The sequence below is a fragment of the Haloarcula montana genome, assembly GCF_035666295.1.
Classification (GTDB): domain Archaea; phylum Halobacteriota; class Halobacteria; order Halobacteriales; family Haloarculaceae; genus Haloarcula; species Haloarcula montana.
Genome location: NZ_CP142027.1, coordinates 544709 through 561257, shown reverse-complemented (window position 1 = coordinate 561257; position 16549 = coordinate 544709). Strand labels below are relative to the sequence as shown.

Here is a 16549-nt window from a genome sequence, read left to right as displayed (position 1 = left end):
AGTGGTTCGGGATAGTATTTAAATTCGGCGATGGTGATATATCCCGAGTTCAGGTCCGAACGCTACCGATCTCAGTCCCACTTCACGCCGGGATTGGTCACGGCGCCGTTGGCCGCAGAACCGAAGTCCCGGCAGTACTTCGCCAGCACGCCGTTGTCGTAGGCGGGTTCGGGGTCGTGGTCGTCGAGGCGCTGTTCGATCTCTTCGTCGGTGAGATCGATCGACAGTTCGAGGTTGTCGATATCGATCGTGATCTGATCGCCGTCCTCTAGGGCGGCGATCGGACCACCGACGTAGGCCTCGGGGGCGACGTGACCGATCGAGAAGCCCCGTGTCGCGCCGGAGAAGCGGCCGTCGGTCAACAGGGCTACGTCCTCGGAGTGGCCCTGGCCGGCGACGGCGGAGGTGACGCCGAGCATCTCGCGCATGCCGGGGCCGCCCTGGGGACCCTCGTTGCGGATGACGATGGCGTCACCGGACTCGACGTGGCCCTCCTGGACGTACTGCATGGCGTTTTCCTCCTCGTCGAAGACCCGAACGGGGCCTTCGTGGTGGAGATGGTCCTCGCCCGTGATCTTGATGACGGCGCCGTCGGGCGCGAGGTTACCGGTGAGGATGCGGATGGCGCCCTGCTCGTTTTTGGGTTCGTCGACGGTGTAGAGGTAGTCGGCGTCTAGCTCCTCGATCGCCGGCGGGTCGTACGCCTCCAGTTCCTCGCCCATGGTGTTGCCGGTGACCGTCAGCGCGTCGCCGTGCAGGAGGTCGGCCTCGTACAGTGCGTTCAGGACGACCGGGACGCCGCCGACCTCGTGGAGGTCGTTCATCACCCGCTCGCCGCCGGGCTGGAGGTCGGCGATCTTGGGCGTGCGCTTGCTGATCTCGTTGAACGTCTCGATGTCGAGGTCGACACCGGCCTCGGCGGCCAGCGCGAGCAGGTGGAGGACGGCGTTGGTCGATCCGCCGACGGCGACCTGCAAGGCGATGGCGTTCTCGAAGGACTCCCGAGTGAGGAAATCGGAAGGACGGCGTTGTTCGGCGACGACTTCAACGGCGAGTTCGCCGGCGCGCCGGGCCTCCTCGTAGCGGGACTCGTGTTCGGCCGGCGGGCTGGCACTCCCCAGCGGCGCGAACCCGAGTGCCTCGGAGATCGAGGCCATTGTGTTGGCGGTGAACATCCCGCCACAGGAGCCAGCGCCGGGACAGGCGTTGCGCTCCATCTCGTCGAGTTCGTCCTCGCTCATCTCGCCCTCGGCGACGGCACCGACTCCTTCGAAGACGTTCTGAATCGTGATCTCGCGACCGTCGTGTTCCCCGGGCATGATCGATCCGCCATAGAGGAAGACACTGGGCAGATCGGTCCGGATGGAGGCCATCATCATGCCGGGCATGTTCTTGTCACAGCCGCCGATGGTGACCAGCCCGTCCATGCGTTCGCCAAAGGAGACCAGTTCGACGGAGTCGGCGATCATCTCCCGGGAGATGAGCGAGGCCTTCATCCCCTCGGTCCCCATCGAGATGGCGTCGGAGATGGTGATGGTCCCGAACTCGATGGGCATCCCGCCGGCGTCGTCGATGCCGTCGTAGGCAGCGTCGGCCACGTCGTCCAAGTGGACGTTACACGGCGTGATATCCGCTGCGGGGTTGGCCAGGCCGATCATCGGCGAGGACAGATCCTCGTCGTCGTAGCCCATCGCCCGGAACATCGCCCGATGGGGGGCGTGTTCCGGCCCTTCGGTGACTTCGTTGCTCCGGAGGTCGGGGTCCTTCTCCGGTCGCTCGTGGTGTTCCTGCTGACTCATACCACTACCGAAGCCGCGGGCGACCTTAAATAACTTGTAGTCGCGGTACCGTAACCCACGGCTCCCCGTCACAGTAGACTCTCTCGGGGGCAGGGCACGCGTACCGATCGGCCGGGGCCAGCGACTCAGTCGTCGTTCTCGCCGCCGTCGGCACGCGCTGTCAGCGAGTCGTAGATCTGGCGCTCGATCTCGGCGGGGTCGGGGTCGTCCTCGTGGTCGGCGATCCGTCCGGTGACGTGTTCGAGGACGCCCAGCTCCTTCAGCAGTGACCGCGTCTCGCCCATGTCCAGATCCAGGGCGAGCTGTGCACCGTGGAGGGAACTCGACTCCGTTGCCGCGTCGCGGACATCCTCTGGGGTGATCCCTTCGGGGAGATCGGCGTCGTCGAACGCCCGGGACCCCGGCTCAGGGGCCGGACGGGTGTCGTCGGGTTCGGGGCTGTCGTCCGCTTCGGACCCAGCGTTCGTCTCGGGCTCGTGAATCCCGTGTTTGATCATGTTTCGCCGAACGGTCTGGGCAGTAACGTCCACGTCGAGAGCGTCTTTCATCTCCGCGAAGGAGTTGTTACCCTCGTAGACTTCTCGGAGCCGCTCGGGGTCTTTGTACGCGGGGACGGCCCCAGTGTCGTCGGTCCCGGTATCCGTTTTGGCGTTCCGATCGGCCGTCTCCTCGCTCCCGGCGGCAGCCTCGGTGTCCTGAGCGCTCGGCACGGAGCGATCTCCCTCGTCGGCGGTCGTCCCACAGAGGGTCTCAGCGTCGACAGTCATCGAGATATCGACGTGGACGCTCCCGTCCCTGTACTCGCTGTCCGTGACAGTGACCGTCTCGGCGCCGGTCGCCAGTTCCAGCGGGAACTCGATCGTCAGTTCCGTCGTGAGTTCTTCGCCGTCGGTCGCTGCCGACACGTGCTCGACAGCGGTCCCGGCGCTGGCCGACGTATCGAGGTGATCGGCCAAGGCCCGCAACGCCGTGTCGACTGACATGTGCCGAGGTAGTCTACTGGTCGATATGTACTTTTCGGCCGTTTCGCCGGCCGGCGCGGGGTCGCTACATTCATTCCTCGTCGCGGCCAACCGCCGGTCATGCCGACGGTCACGACCGGCGCGCGACTCCACTTCGGCTTCCAGAACCTCGCGCTGGCACACGAGCGACTCTACGGTGGTGTCGGACTCGCGCTGGCGGAGCCGCTACTCGTCGTTGAGGCCGAGCCCGCCGCTGAACTCCGGTGTGACGACGAGGCTGCGCGGCCGTACGTCGAGCGCGCGGTCGACGTACTGGACGTGCCCGGCGCGGCGGTGTCGGTCACCGAGCGGTTCCCGCGCCACGTCGGACTCGGGAGCGGGACACAGCTCTCGCTGGCGGCGCTGATCGCCGTCGCCCGTGCTCACGATCTGACTGCCGACGCACGGAGCTACGCGCCGGCACTGGGTCGTGGGGGACGAAGCGGCATCGGCGTCGCCACCTTCCTCCAGGGCGGGTTCGTCGTCGACGGCGGCCACCCGACCGAGCGGTTCACCGCCGAACCGCCCGCCGAGGGCGACTGGGAGGTCCCGCCGGTGCTGGCCCGCCACGACGTTCCAGCCGACTGGCGGTTCCTGCTGGTCGTCCCCGATGTCGAACACGGACGCAGCGGCGCGACGGAGGACCGGAGTATGCGCGACGCCGTCGAGCGTGCCGATCCCGGGATCGCGGACGAGATCTCGACACTGCTGACTCGACAGCTCCTCCCCGCGATCGCCACGCGGGACCGGCGCGCGTTCGGGTCGGCCGCGGCCCGTCTGGGCCGGCTCAACGGGGCCTGGTACGCCGACGAGCAAGGTGGCGTCTACCGTCCGCCGGCGGGCGAACTCGTCGAGCGGTTGAACGACGTGCCGGCGATCACCGGTGCCGGCCAGTCGTCGTGGGGACCGACGGTCTGGGGACTCACCACAGTCGAGGACCAGCAGACGGCGCGCAAGGCGGGCCAGGACGCGTTGGCGTCCGCGGGTGTCGAGGGGACGGTTCGGGTCGTCGCCCCGCGAAACACCGGGGCCGACCTCGCGGAGTGATCGGCGAACGCGTCGAAAAACACCGCCTCGCCTACTCGTACTCGATCGTCGCCGGCGGCTTGTGGGTCACGTCGTAGACGACCCGGGCGACGTTCTCGTGGGCGCCCGTGATACGGCTCTGGATGCGCTGGAGCGTCTCCCAGTCCAGTTCCTGTGCGCGGGCGGTCATCCCGTCGCGGCTCTCGACCGAGCGGACGGCGACGACCCAGCCGTGGACGCGGTTGTCTCCCTTCACGCCGGTCGCCTTGCCGATGACGGCGGCGAGTGCCTGCCAGGGTTCGTACTCGACCAGTTCCTCCTCGACGACGTGGTTGGCCTCGCGGGCGACTTCCAGTTTCTCCTCGGTGACTTCGCCGATGATGCGGACGGCCAGCCCGGGACCGGGGAACGGCATCCGCTCGGAGATGATCTCTTCGAGGTCAAGCGCGCGTGCCACCTCCCGGACCTCGTCCTTGTAGAGGTCCCGCATCGGTTCGACGATCCCCTCGAAGTCGATGCGCTCGGGGAGGCCGCCGACGTTGTGGTGGGATTTGATCGTCCCCTCGCTCTCGATCCGGTCGGGGTAGATCGTCCCCTGGACGAGGTAGTCGGCGTCGACCTCGCGGGCGACGGTCTCGAACTCCCGGATGAACTGCTCGCCGATGATGTGCCGTTTCTCCTCGGGGTCGGTCTCGCCGCCCAGCGCGTCGAGGAAGCGGTCCTGTGCCTCGACGATCCGCAGCGAGTCCATGTAGTCGAACGTCTCGCGGATCTCCTCGGTCTCGCCTTTCCGCATGAGTCCGGTGTCGACGTAGACCGCTGTCAGTTGGTCACCGATGGCCTCGTAGGCCAGTGCGGCGGCTGTCGAGGAGTCGACCCCTCCGGAAAGCCCGATGACGGCGTGTTTGTCGCCGATCTCCTCGGCGATCTCGGCTTTGGCGTCCTCGATGAACGACTCGACGTCGACCATCAGTGGCTCACCTCCTGTTCCCCGACACTGTGTGGGTCCTCGTCGATGATCGCCTCCAGCAGGCCAACGAAGGGCGGACTCGCCCGGGTCGGCCGCGACCGGAACTCGGGGTGGAACTGTGTCCCGATGAAGTACGGGTGTTCCTCGGGGGCCAGTTCCAGAATCTCCATGCGGTTGTCCGACCGGCCCGAGAAGACCAGGCCGGCCTCCTCCAGGTCCTCGATGTACTCGGGGTTGACCTCGTAGCGGTGGCGGTGGCGTTCAGTACAGGAGTCGCTCTCGTAGAGTGCGGCTGCGAGCGTCCCCGGTTCGATGTCGGTCTCGTTGGCGCCCAGCCGCATCGTCCCGCCCATGTCCTCGACCTCGTACTGCTCGGGGAGGATGTCGATGACGGGATGGGGGGTGTCCTCGTCCAGTTCGGCCGAGTGGGCTCCGTGGAGACCGAGGACGTTTCGTGCGTACTCGACGACGGCCATCTGGAAGCCCAGACAGAGCCCGAGGAAGGGAACGTCGTTCTCGCGGGCGTAGCGGATCGCCTCGATCTTCCCTTCGGTGCCCCGCGAGCCGAACCCGCCGGGGACGACAATGCCGTCGGCGTCTCGCATCCGGTCGGCGTGGCGGTCGGTCATCTTCTCGGCGTCGACCCACTGCACGTCGACGTCGACGTTCTCCTCCAGACCGGCGTGTTTCAGCGCCTCGTGGACCGACATGTAGGCGTCTTCGAGGTCGTACTTGCCGACCAGGGCGATGGTGACCTCGCCGTCGGTCTGCTGGGTGACCAGTTCACGCCAGCGGTTCTCCCGTTCGGCCTCGGGGAGGGCCTCGTCGGCGATGTCCAGTCGCTCCATGACGTACTCGTCGAGTCCCTCTTCCTCGACCATCAGCGGGACGTGGTAGATGTCGTCGACGTCGGGGTTCGAGAAGACGGCCTCGGTCGGCACGTCACAGAACAGCGCGATCTTCTCCTTGGTGTCGATGTCGAGTTTGTCCGAACACCGCCCCACCAGCACGTCCGGCTGGAGCCCGATCGAGCGCAGTTCTTTCACGGAGTGTTGGGTGGGTTTGGTCTTCTGTTCGCCGTTCTTGGAGTAGGGGACGAGCGTGACGTGAGTGAAGAGAATGTCGTCCTCGTCTTCCTCGTGGGCGAACTGCCGGAGCGCTTCCAGGTAGGGCATCCCCTCGATGTCGCCGACGGTGCCGCCGACCTCGATGATACAGATGTCGTTGCCTTCGGCGGCTTCGCGGATGCGCCGCTTGATGTCGTCGGTGATGTGGGGGATGATCTGGACGGTTCGCCCCAGGTAGTCACCGGCCCGTTCTTTCTCGATGACGTGTTGGTAGGTCTTCCCCGTGGTGACGTTGTGGTCGAACGTCATGTCGATATCGAGGAAGCGCTCGTAGTTGCCCAGGTCCAGGTCGACCTCGCCGCCGTCTTTCAGGACGTACACCTCGCCGTGCTGGAACGGGTTCATCGTCCCGGCGTCGACGTTGAGGTACGGATCGATCTTGACGGCGGTGACGTCGAACCCGGCGTTCTTGAGCAATCGGCCTGTACTGGCGGCGGTGATGCCTTTCCCCAGTCCTGACATCACACCGCCCGTGACAAAGATGAACTTCCGACCCAGCTCCGGGTCGTAGTCCGTTTCGGGTTCGGTCGGCATACCGACGGTGCGCCGTGGGTCGTCAAAACGGTTTCGGGACCACCCTGCTTCGTGAGCATGTGTCAACCGCCGGGCTCAGTCGTCCAGCGAGGGACCGTCCGTCGAGTGGTCGACGACGAACTGGCCGGCCGCACCCGTCCGCTGTGAAACGGTGGTCACGCGGCCGACGTAGGCCGCAAGCAGCGCAAACGGCGCGTAGCCGACGGTGTGAACCGACAGGACCAGTAGATGGGTGTTGGGCAAGTCGTCGAGATGCAACAGGAAGAAGGCGAGCAACACGATGACCGGGATGGCGACGTAGAGGAGATGTTTCGACAGCGCGGCGAACTCACGGGCGAAATACAGCGTTTTGAAGTACTCCCTGGCGGTCGCGAAGTACTCCAGGAGGTCAAGCAGCGTCTCGATGGTCTCGTGGGACGACTCGGGGATGTCGTCCCCGTAGTCGGTTCGGATTCGACGGAGATCGTGGCTCATCCGGCCGTAGTCGTACGCCATCGTCGCCCGGACGATACCGAAGGGGGTGTTGGCCGCCGAGAGCCGGTCACTCACTTCGCGGGTCTGTTCGGTGACACCTTCGAGAAACCGAGTCACGTCGGCCTGGAGGTCGGCGTCGGCGTCGGCCAGGTCGTCTTGCAGCGCCTGGACCTGTGTCAGCACCGTCTGGGTCAGCACCGAGAGAAACCGGGCCGGCTCGGTCGGACTGATCGCCTTGTCCGTCGTCGACTCCAGTTCGCGCCGGAACGCACCGACTTCCTGGATGCGGTCGAGTTGCTGGCCCAGCGGTTGTTGCTCGTTGGAGATAAACAGGGAGTTGATCGAGACGACGATCGAGACCAGCAGGAAGACGCCGCTGAGCTGGGTCGAAAGCAGGGATGAGAGCGTATGCGTGCCGGTGAGGCCATCGCCGGTCGCGCCGGCGACGGTGTGGCCGATCGGCCCCAGGACGAGGCCGATACCGACCAGTAGCGTGGCCGTGACGACCAGCCGGCGCCCATCCAGCAGGAGCCACCGACGCGTCCGACCGACGAGGCCTTCTTCGGCTGGCATCTATCGCCACGAAGGGGTGGTGTACCGAAAGGCTGTGGGTCTCGGCAGCGTCTCACAGCGAGAGGAGTCGACTGATCGTGACGATCGTCGCCAGCGAGAGCGCGGAGATGACGGCGTCGTTGACGCCCGCACCGATCAGTAAAAAGAGGGTCACACCGGCGATGAACCCGGCTGTCAGTGATACCATTCCGTGACGGGTCGTTCGCGAGACACGCTGCTGGCGGGCTGTCGCCATATATGCCTATTTATCATTATATACTATAAGGGTATTGGGTGAGCTAGCGCTCCTCACACTGATCGCCAGCCGAACCGGTCGCCCACGCGTCGGAGCGCGTACTCGGCCGCGCCGGGGAGCAACGCGATCCCCAGGAAGAAGAACCACCCGACTGCGTACAGCGCGTGGGGGTCGCCGGGGCCGGCGTACTGCTGTGAGTGGACACTGTTGACGAACAGGACTGTAGCGACGAAGGTGGGCCAGACGACGTCCTCGGCTAGGAGGTAGTACACCGGGATACCGACCATGGCGACGCCGCCGACGAACGCCCAGATGGCTCCCAGCGGGGTCCCCGACATCCCCCACCCCCAGGCGTACGCGACAGAGGCGAGCGCGTGGGCGACGCCGGACACCGCTACCACGGGCCACTTGTTCGCCACCAGCGCCCCCATCCAGGCAGGCGAATCCGGCAGCCACTCGTGGCGCTGGCGGACGACAGCCTCCCAGAGCCCGAGCAGTCCGGCCCCGACGGTCCAGACGTACCACGGTCCCGCGTACTTCGCGAGGTGGAGGCCGTTCTCGACGACGGTGATGCCGGTCGGGCCGTCGACGCCGGGTTCGAGTTCGGCGACGTCACGGAACACCGGGTCCGGCGGCGTCAGTTCGGCCTGGAAGGCGAGGGCGGCCAGCGCGGCGACGAGCACCAACGGCGTGACCAGTCGGTACCGGAGCGCGAGCCAGACCGGCACGGCGCCGAGGACGACCAGCCCGCCGTAGCGCCACAGCGTCATGTGTAGCGGGTACGCTGCCGGACCGACCTCGTAGCCGTACCGGAGTTGGACGCCGACGACGGCGATGGCGTGGACGAGGCCGACGAGCAGTGCGACGACGAGGGGGAGGGACGGGCGGCGCACAGCGGCGTTCGTTTCGGCTGAGAGATATGTCTTCGGGTGAGGTTATCGCTTGGACACGAGATGTGCTCGGAGGAACGAAGCTACCAGGTCGGCGACCGCGTCGCGCTCTCCGGCGAACTGGTGGCCGGCCGTGACAGATTCGACTGTCCCGCCGCGTTCGCGTGCTCGCTCGACGACCGGCTCCCAGGCGACCGTCTCGTCGCGCTCGCCGTAGACGACCTGGAGGGGGCATCCGATGTTGCCGACGGCATCGACTGTCTCACGGTCGGCGGACAGTCCTGCGGGAGGTGCGAGAACGGAACAGGCCCGTAGACTGTCCGGATTGTCGTCCCGGAACTCGGCAGCCGCCCACAGCGCCACCGCCGCGCCGAAACTGTAGCCGAACAGGCCGACCGCGTCGTAGCTGTCGGCGGCCCACGCGAGGGCGTTCTCGGCGTCGACCCGCTCGCCGTGGCCCTCGTCCCAGGGGCCGTAGTCGATCCGGAGACAGGCCACGTCTGGCCCGAGCGCGTCACCGACTGCGCGGAGCCGCGGGTCCGACCGCGAACCGCCGTGCTGTGGGTGGGGCGGGCAGGCGACGACCACCGCGTCGGCGTCGGATGCGTCCAGGGAGCCGACGACGTGCCGGCCGCCGGGAACGTGGATCACGTCGCTCATACCGGACGGTCGATCGCTGCCGGCCTGAACCTGTCGACCGGGCCGGTTCGTCTCGAAAACTCTCTCCGGGTGAAACACCATGTAAGAAATTTAAGTCAGGAGCCACGAATCAGACCATATGGGAATCCTCTCGCGCGCGTCGTACGTCATCCGGTCGAAGCTCAACGCCGTCCTGAACCGGGCAGAAGACCCTACCGAGACCCTCGATTACAGCTACGAACAGCTGCGCAACGAACTGCAGGACGTCAAGCAGGGTATCGCCGACCTGACGACCCAGAAGAAACGCTTAGAGATCCAGAAACGACGGCTCGAAGAGAACGTCGAGAAACACAACGAACAGGCCCGCCAAGCCGTCAAACAGGACCGCGAGGACCTCGCGCGCCAGGCCCTGGAGAAGAAAAAGCAGAAGATGACACAGATCGAGGAACTGGAGTCCCAGATCAGTCAGCTCCAGTCCCAGCAGGACCAGCTCGTCGAGCAGAAAAACGAGCTCCAGAAGCAGATCGAGCAGTTCCGGACGAAAAAGGAGACGATGAAGGCCCGCCACGAGGCGGCCAAAGCGTCAAAGCGGGTCAACGAGGCGATGACCGGCGCCGGCGACGAGATGGAGGATGTCAACCGCGCGATCGAACGCGCCGAGGAGCGCACCGAGGACATGGAGGCCCGCGCACAGGCGATGGACGAACTCCGGGACGACGGCGTCCTCGAAGACCAGCTGTCGGACAAGAGTTCGCTTGAACGGGAGCTCGACGATGTCCAACAGCAGGGTGCGGTCGACGCCGAACTGGACACGCTGAAAGCCGAGATGGGCAAGGCCGACGAGTCCGACCAGGAGGCCGAACCCGCCGACACCGAGGACCTCTCCGAGAGCAATCTCGAACAGGAACTAGCGGGCGATGGTGATGTCGACGTCGAGACACCGGAGGTCTCCGACGGCGAGGTCGACGCGGAACTCGAAGAGCTGAAAGACGACGAGAAGACGAACTGAGCGGCCGGGCAGGCGGAATCTCTGTCCGCGTTAGTTTTCGACCGCCAGTGTCTACGCCCGGCAGGACGGCGACCGCGATCCTACGAAAGGGTGGTTCTGTCCCGGTTCACAGCGGCCAGAGCGCGGCGACCGAGAGCGTCGTCACGACACAGAGCAGCAACTGGAGCGGGAGGCCGACCCGGGTGTAATCCGTGAACCGGTACCCGCCGGGGCCGTACACCATGAGGTTCGTCTGGTACCCGACCGGTGTCAGGAAGGCGGTGGCGACGGCGAAGGTGACGATCAGCAGGAACGGGAGCGCGTTGATCCCGATGTCCTGAGCGGTCGCGACGGCGACGGGGATCATCAGGACCACTGTCGCGACGGGCGTGATGACGCTTGACAGCACCGCGGTCAGGAGGTAGAACAGGGCCAGCAACGCCAGTGGCGGGAGTACCCCACCCGCGGTCGAGAGGAGGCCACCGAGGAAGGCGGCGCCGCCGGTCTCCTGCATCGCCAGTCCGAGCGGGAGCAGTCCCGCGAGCAGGAAGACGACGTTCCAGCTTACCGCGTCGTAGGCCTTCGAAGCGCTCAGCGTCCCCGTGGCGACCATCGTGACGACCCCGCCCAGCGCGGCGATGTAGATCGGCAGCAAGTCGAGTGCCGCCACGACGATCACTGCCAGGAGGAGACCCAAGGGAAGCAGCGCTTCCGGCGCCAGCGGGGGCGCCTCGTCGTCGTGGATACCGTCGAACAGCTCCGGTGGCCCCTCGGTCAACACGAGGTATCCCTCCTCCTGGAGGTGAGCGATCTCCTCGGGTGGCGTCTGGAGCAGGAGTGTGTCACCGGCCGCAAACTCCAGGTCGGCCAGTCCGTCGCGGAATATCTCGTCGCCCCGACGGATCGCCAGAACCGTCACGTCGAACCGGGCACGCAACTGGACATCAGCCAGGGTCCGTCCCCGGAGGCGTGACTCCTGATCGACGACGGCCTCGGCGAGGACGCCAGCGTGGCCGCTCTCGGCCAGGAGTGCTTCGGTGACGGACTCGCGGGCGAGCTGTCGGAGGCCGAGCGTCTCGGCGAACCGGTTGACGGCCTGGCGGTTCCCACGGACGGTCAGCACGTCGTCGGGTTCCAGCGTTCGGTCGGTCGCCGTCGCGAAGAACGACTCCCCGTTACGATCGATCTGGAGGACGTCGATGTCGAGTACGGTCCCGACGGCGGCGATCTCCTCGACCCCGGCGTCGGGATCGATGGGTTGGCCGAGCGTCTCCGTGGCCGCCGCCGCAACCGGATCGGTGACCGACTGTTCGAGGGCTTCGGTGACCGTCAACCCGACCAGCGGCGACTCCTCGCGGATCTGGAGTTGTGCCAGGTACCGATCCATGTCGAACTCCTCGGTGAAGTCCGCTGCGGGGTGGATACGTTCGGGGACCAGCGCGCGACCGACGGTCAACAGGTAGCCGACACCGACGATCAGCACGACGATGCCGACGGGAGTCAGCGTGAACATCGAGAACGGCTCACCGAGCAGTTCCGCGGAGAGATCACTCGCCAGCAGGTTCGTCGACGTCCCGATCAGTGTGAGCGTGCCGCCGAGCATCGCTGCGAAGGACAGCGGCATCAGTAGCGTCGAGGGCGAGATCCCGTACCGATCCGAGAGGCCGGTCACGAGCGGGATGAAGACCGCGACGATGGGCGTGTTGTTCACGAACCCGGCGCTGACGGATGTCGTCCCGACGATCGCGGCCAGCAGCCGTCCCTCGTCGCCACCGGTGAGGTCGGCGAGTTTCGCCCCGAGCCAGTCGACGACGCCGGCCTGCTCGACACCGGCACTGAGGATGTACATCGCGAGGATGGTGACGACCGCGGGGCTCGCGAACCCGAGGATCGCTTCCCGGGGAGGGACGTGGGTGTAGGGTTCCAGAGCGACCAGTGCGACCAGCACGCCGATAGCGGTGATATCCGGTGGGAGCCACTCGGTGACGAACAGCACCAGGGCGACGGCGACGAGCGCGAAGACGACCAGCGTATCCATCGAGAGCGGCGGCATACCGCCCGTGACACGCGACGGGTAGAAAAGGCTAGTCCCAGCTGACGTCGACCGACCGGTCCGTCTCACGGAGGATGAACGGCCCGATCGAGAGGGTCCGCTTGGTGACGGTGACGATCCGGAGGATGTACGCCAGCAGGATCGTAAACGGCAGGAGTGCGACCGTCGTCGTCACCGCGACGAGCAGTAGGGAGTCAGCGATCCCGAGCGTCGTCCCAGTGATGTCCTGCGGGTCCAGAAAGAGCAACGCGGAGATAGCGACTCCCAGGGCCGGGACGGCGACGTACAGCAGCGTCCGGGAGAGCGTCGATAGCTCCCACTGGAAGTACAGCGTCTTGAAGTGCTCTCGTGCCGGACCGAACAGTTCCAGCGTCTCGACCAGTTCGGCGAGTTCGTCGTCGACCGCCTCGGGGAGCGCTCCGGCGTAGGTCTCCCGGATGCGCCGACCGGCGTAGAGCTTCCAGGAGTAGTTGTAGTTCAGTGCCGCCCTGACGACGTCGAACTCGCCGAATGCGGCCCCCTCTAGCTGGCTGGCGACCGATTCGGCGTTCCCGATCACTGAATCGAGATACGTCGACAGCAGCTCGTCGAGTTCCGGGTCGAGGGATTCTTCGTCGGCCGCGTCCTCGATCGCGTGGGCCTGTTCGGCCGTCGCGCGGACGAGCGACCGGAGGAAAGCGGACGGTTCGGCGGGACTCGCCGCCGCGCCGACGGCGTCGGCCACGTCCTCACGGAACGACAGTGACCCCTCCATGCGCTCGCGCTGATCGCCGACCGCCCCCAGTTCTTGCGAGAGGACGAGTTGGCTCAGGGTCAACACCAAGGTGACACCCGTGATCGTCGCCGTGACAAGCGCCTGGTACAGCGTCTCGACGGAGTCGCCTCTCGTCAGGAGCGTCTGTGCCGGTGTCGGGTGGAGGATCCCGATGGTGACGATCCCGACCAGGACGAGGGCCGAGAACAGCCCGCTAACGAGCCAGCGGTCGGCGTCGAGGACGAACCACAACACGCTCGACCGCTCGTCGCCTCGCTCGCGGAACCGTTCGTCGGCCTCGTCGTCTGCCATGCGAACGCCGTCGTGGGCCGGCGGGAAAAGTCGGGGGGTCTACCGCCCGGCGAAGAAGGTCACGTCGGTGCGCTTCTGGTCGACCTCGGTCGTCAGGTGGTCACGGAACTCCGCGAGGTCGATGTCTTTCTCCTCGTTTTCCTTGCGGTCCCGGACCGAGATCGTTCCGGCGTCTTCCTCGTTGTCGCCGATGATGAACATGTACGGGACCCGGTCGTCGTGGCCCTGCTGGATCTTCCGGCCGACCGTCCAGGAGCGGTCCTCGATCTCGACGCGGAAGTCGTCGAGTGCTTCTGCGAGGTCCTCACAGTAGGGAATGTTGTCGTCGGACACCGGGAGGATACGGACCTGCTCGGGGGCGAGCCACGGCGGGAACTTCCCGTTGTAGTGTTCGGTCAACACCATAAAGAACCGCTCGTAGGAGCCATACAGCGCGCGGTGGATCATCACCGGGCGGTGTTCCTCGTTGTCCTCGCCGGTGTACGAGAGGTCGAACCGTTCGGGCATGTTGAAATCCAGTTGGACCGTCGGGCCGTCCCAGTGTCGGCCCAGCGCGTCCTCGAAGGCGAAGTCGATCTTCGGGCCGTAGAAGGCTCCGTCGCCGTCCTCGACGACGTAGTCGATGTCCTGCTCGTCCAGCACCGACGCCAGTTGGCTCTCGGCTTTCTCCCAGATCTCGTCGCCGCCGACGGACTTCTCCGGGCGGGTAGCGAACTGGACGGTGTAATCGAGGTTGAACGTATCCAGCGTATCGAGGATGATGTCGACGGTCGCCAGTACCTCCTCCTCGATCTGGTCGGGGCGGACGAACAGGTGGCCGTCGTCGATCGTAAAGGCCCAGGTCCGGGAGAGCCCCGAGAGTTCGCCGCGTTGCTCTTTCCGGTAGACCTTCCCGTCCTCGAAGTACCGGACCGGGAGGTCACGGTACGACCAGGAGTTCTGCTCGAAGATCGTCGCGTGGCCCGGGCAGTTCATCGGCTTGAGGCCGTACTCCTCGTCGTTGACATCCAGCAGGAACATGTCGTCGACGTAGTTCTCGTAGTGGCCCGACTTCTTCCAGAGTTCGGTCCGGAAGACGTGTGGGGTCTCGATCTCGTCGTAGCCGGCGTCACGGTTGAGTTTGGCGACGTAGTCGGAGAGTTCGTTGAGGATCTTCTTGCCGTTTGGCTCGTACAGCGGGAGCCCCGGTCCCGTCGTCTCGGCGATCGAGAACAGGTCCATCTCCTGACCGATCTTGCGGTGGTCCCGCTCCTGGGCCTTGCGGCGCCGTTCGAGGTACTCGTCGAGTTCGTCCTCGGTCGGGAAGGCGGTGCCGTACACCCGCGTGAGCGTCTCGTTGTCCTCCTCGCCGCGCCAGAACGCCGCCGAGATCTCCAGCAGCGCGAAGCCGCCGATCTCGCCGGTCGACTCGACGTGGGGTCCCTGACAGAGGTCGTAGAAGTCGGCCTGTTCGTAGAAGGAGACGGGGTCCTCGCCGGCGGCTTCGGTCTCCAAGATGTCCTGTTTGAACGGGTTGTCCTCGTAGCGCTCGAAGGCCTCTTCGCGGTCGACTAGCTCGCGCTCGATCTCGTAGTCGGCCTCGATGATCTCCTGGGCCTCCTCGGTGATCGCTTCGAGGTCGTCCTCGTCGATGTCGACGCCGGTGACGTCGTAGTAGAAGCCGTCGTCGGTCCACGGTCCGATGGTCAGTGTCGCCTCGGGGTAGCACCGCTGGAGCGCCTGCGCGAAGACGTGGGCGGCCGAGTGACGCAGGACGTCGAGGTACTCGTCGCTGCTCGGTGTGACGATCTCCAGTTCCACGTCGTTCTCGATGGGGTCGTGTTTGTCCACGAGTTCGCCGTCGACGACGCCGGCGACGGTGTCGTCTCCGAGCCCAGGCCCGATTTCGTAGGCGACATCCTCGACCGTGCTGCCGGCGGCCATCTCTAGCGTGGAGCCGTCCGGCAGCGTAACCGTGACCGTACTCATATCCGTGATTAGGATAGTCCCCGGGGATAAGTGTATTGAGACGGCCGCGTCACTCCGAGACGACGGGGTCGTGGTCGCCGATCGTCCCACCCAGCACTTCGATACGGTCGGCGGACGACTCGACGCCGGACTGTTCGACGTGGGTAAACGTCGCCGCTGTGCCCGTTTCGAGCCGTTCGAGCCGGTTGGTGACCGAGACGACGCAGTCCTCGGTCGCGTGTGGTGTGACACACTGGACGGACTCCCCGTCGTACTCGACGAGCAGCAGTTGTGGCAACACCAGCGCACGGTACTGTTCGTCGAGTACCTGTCCGTCGACAGTACGGATCGAAAACGCCGGCGAGAGCGACCGGTCGTTTGCTGTCGCCCACCGCTTGAACGTCCTGACCCGTTCGTGGACGAGTCGGCCCACGGCCGTCTCCGTCTCGGTGGGCGCCGCTGGGAGTTGTTTTCCCCAGACCGTCACCGAATGATCCAAGAGTCGTCCGTCGTCGACGAGCGCACGCACGCGATCGACGACCGACTGCTGGTGTGTCCGTGACGCCTCGGGCAGCAGGGACCGGACGAACAGTTCTGCCCGCCGGTCGTCGGACTGTGTTGATTCCATCGTTGTACAACCAATTCAAATGAGTTAACTAAAATATTTCTGCTGACAGGATTAACCGATCGGGGCGGCTGACTGAACAGTGGTAACGTCGCCGACGACTGGGAGTTGGCACGGACAACTATGTACCGCCGGCGTCCATGCTCAACTGTATGTACGACGACATCCTCGTCGCCACCGACGGGAGTTCCGGGACGATGGAGACGGTCGAGCACGCGGTCTCGATCGCACGCGACAACGACGCCGTGGTACACGGCTTCTACGTCGTCGACAAGCGCCAGTATCGGGCGGCCGACGCGGACGCGAAAGAGACGGTCCGCCAGTCCCTCGAAGAGGAGGGACAGGTCGCCCTCGACGACGTCACCGTTCGGGCCGAAGAGGCGGGCCTGGAAGTGTCGGCGTCGATGGAGGAGGGGATCCCGGACAAGGCTATCGTCGAGTACGCCGAGCGGGAGGGGGTCGACCTGATCGTGATGGGGACCCACGGGCGGACCGGTCGCCACCGCGTCTCGACGCTGGGAAGCGTCACCGAGCGGGTCACCGAGAGCGCGCCCGTTCCGGTGCTCGTGGTTCACATCGAGTGAGCCGCGCTGCCGACACCC

15 protein-coding genes are annotated in these 16549 nt (G+C 65.8%); 3 read left to right on the top strand and 12 right to left on the bottom strand.

All coding sequences use genetic code 11. From position 1 onward, the window contains the following. Positions 1-71 precede the first annotated feature (71 nt). Both ilvD and VJ109_RS02995 read right to left on the bottom strand, forming a co-directional pair. Positions 72-1799: a dihydroxy-acid dehydratase gene (gene ilvD, locus VJ109_RS03000; RefSeq protein WP_324758897.1), complete on the bottom strand. Its 1728-nt coding sequence runs from the start codon at positions 1797-1799 to the stop codon at positions 72-74. A 125-nt stretch (positions 1800-1924) separates the two neighbouring features. After that, positions 1925-2782: a DUF8073 domain-containing protein gene (locus VJ109_RS02995; protein ID WP_324758895.1), complete on the bottom strand. Its 858-nt coding sequence runs from the start codon at positions 2780-2782 to the stop codon at positions 1925-1927. Positions 2783-2881: 99 nt separating this feature from the next. Here VJ109_RS02995 and VJ109_RS02990 point away from each other — a divergent pair, with 99 nt between their 5' ends. Further along, positions 2882-3847 carry a beta-ribofuranosylaminobenzene 5'-phosphate synthase family protein gene (locus VJ109_RS02990; protein WP_324758893.1) on the top strand — a complete coding sequence of 322 codons (966 nt, stop codon included), beginning with the start codon at positions 2882-2884 and terminating at the stop codon, positions 3845-3847. Positions 3848-3878: 31 nt separating this feature from the next. Here VJ109_RS02990 and guaA read toward each other — a convergent pair whose 3' ends face one another. The 6 genes from guaA to VJ109_RS02960 form a co-directional block, all read right to left on the bottom strand. Further along, a complete protein-coding gene (gene guaA, locus VJ109_RS02985; RefSeq protein WP_324758891.1) occupies positions 3879-4796 on the bottom strand; it encodes a glutamine-hydrolyzing GMP synthase in 918 nt (305 codons plus the stop codon). Continuing rightward, positions 4796-6457, bottom strand: a complete 1662-nt coding sequence (gene pyrG, locus VJ109_RS02980) for a glutamine hydrolyzing CTP synthase (protein WP_324758889.1) — start codon at positions 6455-6457, stop codon at positions 4796-4798. The genes guaA and pyrG overlap by 1 nt, the downstream gene beginning before the upstream one ends. A 75-nt stretch (positions 6458-6532) precedes the next feature. Then, entirely contained in the window at positions 6533-7504 is a 972-nt protein-coding gene (locus VJ109_RS02975) for a DUF7972 family membrane protein (RefSeq protein ID WP_324758888.1), read from the bottom strand. A 52-nt stretch (positions 7505-7556) separates the two neighbouring features. After that, entirely contained in the window at positions 7557-7739 is a 183-nt protein-coding gene (locus VJ109_RS02970) for a hypothetical protein (protein WP_324758887.1), read from the bottom strand. Between the two features lie 53 nt (positions 7740-7792). Next, positions 7793-8632: a hypothetical protein gene (locus VJ109_RS02965; RefSeq protein WP_324758886.1), complete on the bottom strand. Its 840-nt coding sequence runs from the start codon at positions 8630-8632 to the stop codon at positions 7793-7795. A gap of 42 nt (positions 8633-8674) precedes the next feature. Then, positions 8675-9289 (bottom strand): alpha/beta hydrolase, encoded by a 615-nt coding sequence (locus VJ109_RS02960; protein WP_324758884.1) that lies wholly within the window; start codon positions 9287-9289, stop codon positions 8675-8677. 118 nt (positions 9290-9407) lie between these two features. Between VJ109_RS02960 and VJ109_RS02955 the strand changes: the two genes are divergently transcribed. Beyond that, positions 9408-10277: a PspA/IM30 family protein gene (locus VJ109_RS02955; protein WP_324758883.1), complete on the top strand. Its 870-nt coding sequence runs from the start codon at positions 9408-9410 to the stop codon at positions 10275-10277. A gap of 106 nt (positions 10278-10383) precedes the next feature. On the opposite strand, the gene VJ109_RS02950 is transcribed toward VJ109_RS02955, so the two are convergent. Genes VJ109_RS02950 through VJ109_RS02935 form a run of 4 tightly spaced genes read right to left on the bottom strand, consistent with a single transcriptional unit; the run spans position 10384 to position 15950 of the window. After that, positions 10384-12309 (bottom strand): SLC13 family permease, encoded by a 1926-nt coding sequence (locus VJ109_RS02950; protein ID WP_324758882.1) that lies wholly within the window; start codon positions 12307-12309, stop codon positions 10384-10386. A 31-nt stretch (positions 12310-12340) separates the two neighbouring features. Then, entirely contained in the window at positions 12341-13375 is a 1035-nt protein-coding gene (locus VJ109_RS02945) for a DUF7972 family membrane protein (RefSeq protein WP_324758881.1), read from the bottom strand. Between the two features lie 39 nt (positions 13376-13414). Then, positions 13415-15343: a threonine--tRNA ligase gene (gene thrS / locus VJ109_RS02940; RefSeq protein WP_324758879.1), complete on the bottom strand. Its 1929-nt coding sequence runs from the start codon at positions 15341-15343 to the stop codon at positions 13415-13417. A 49-nt stretch (positions 15344-15392) separates the two neighbouring features. Then, a complete protein-coding gene (locus VJ109_RS02935; RefSeq protein WP_324758878.1) occupies positions 15393-15950 on the bottom strand; it encodes an HTH domain-containing protein in 558 nt (185 codons plus the stop codon). Between the two features lie 149 nt (positions 15951-16099). On the opposite strand from VJ109_RS02935, the gene VJ109_RS02930 reads away from it, so the two are divergent. Next, the gene (locus tag VJ109_RS02930) at positions 16100-16531 is read left to right on the top strand and encodes a universal stress protein (protein WP_324758877.1); all 432 of its coding nucleotides are present in this window, start codon (positions 16100-16102) and stop codon (positions 16529-16531) included. Positions 16532-16549 lie beyond the last annotated feature (18 nt).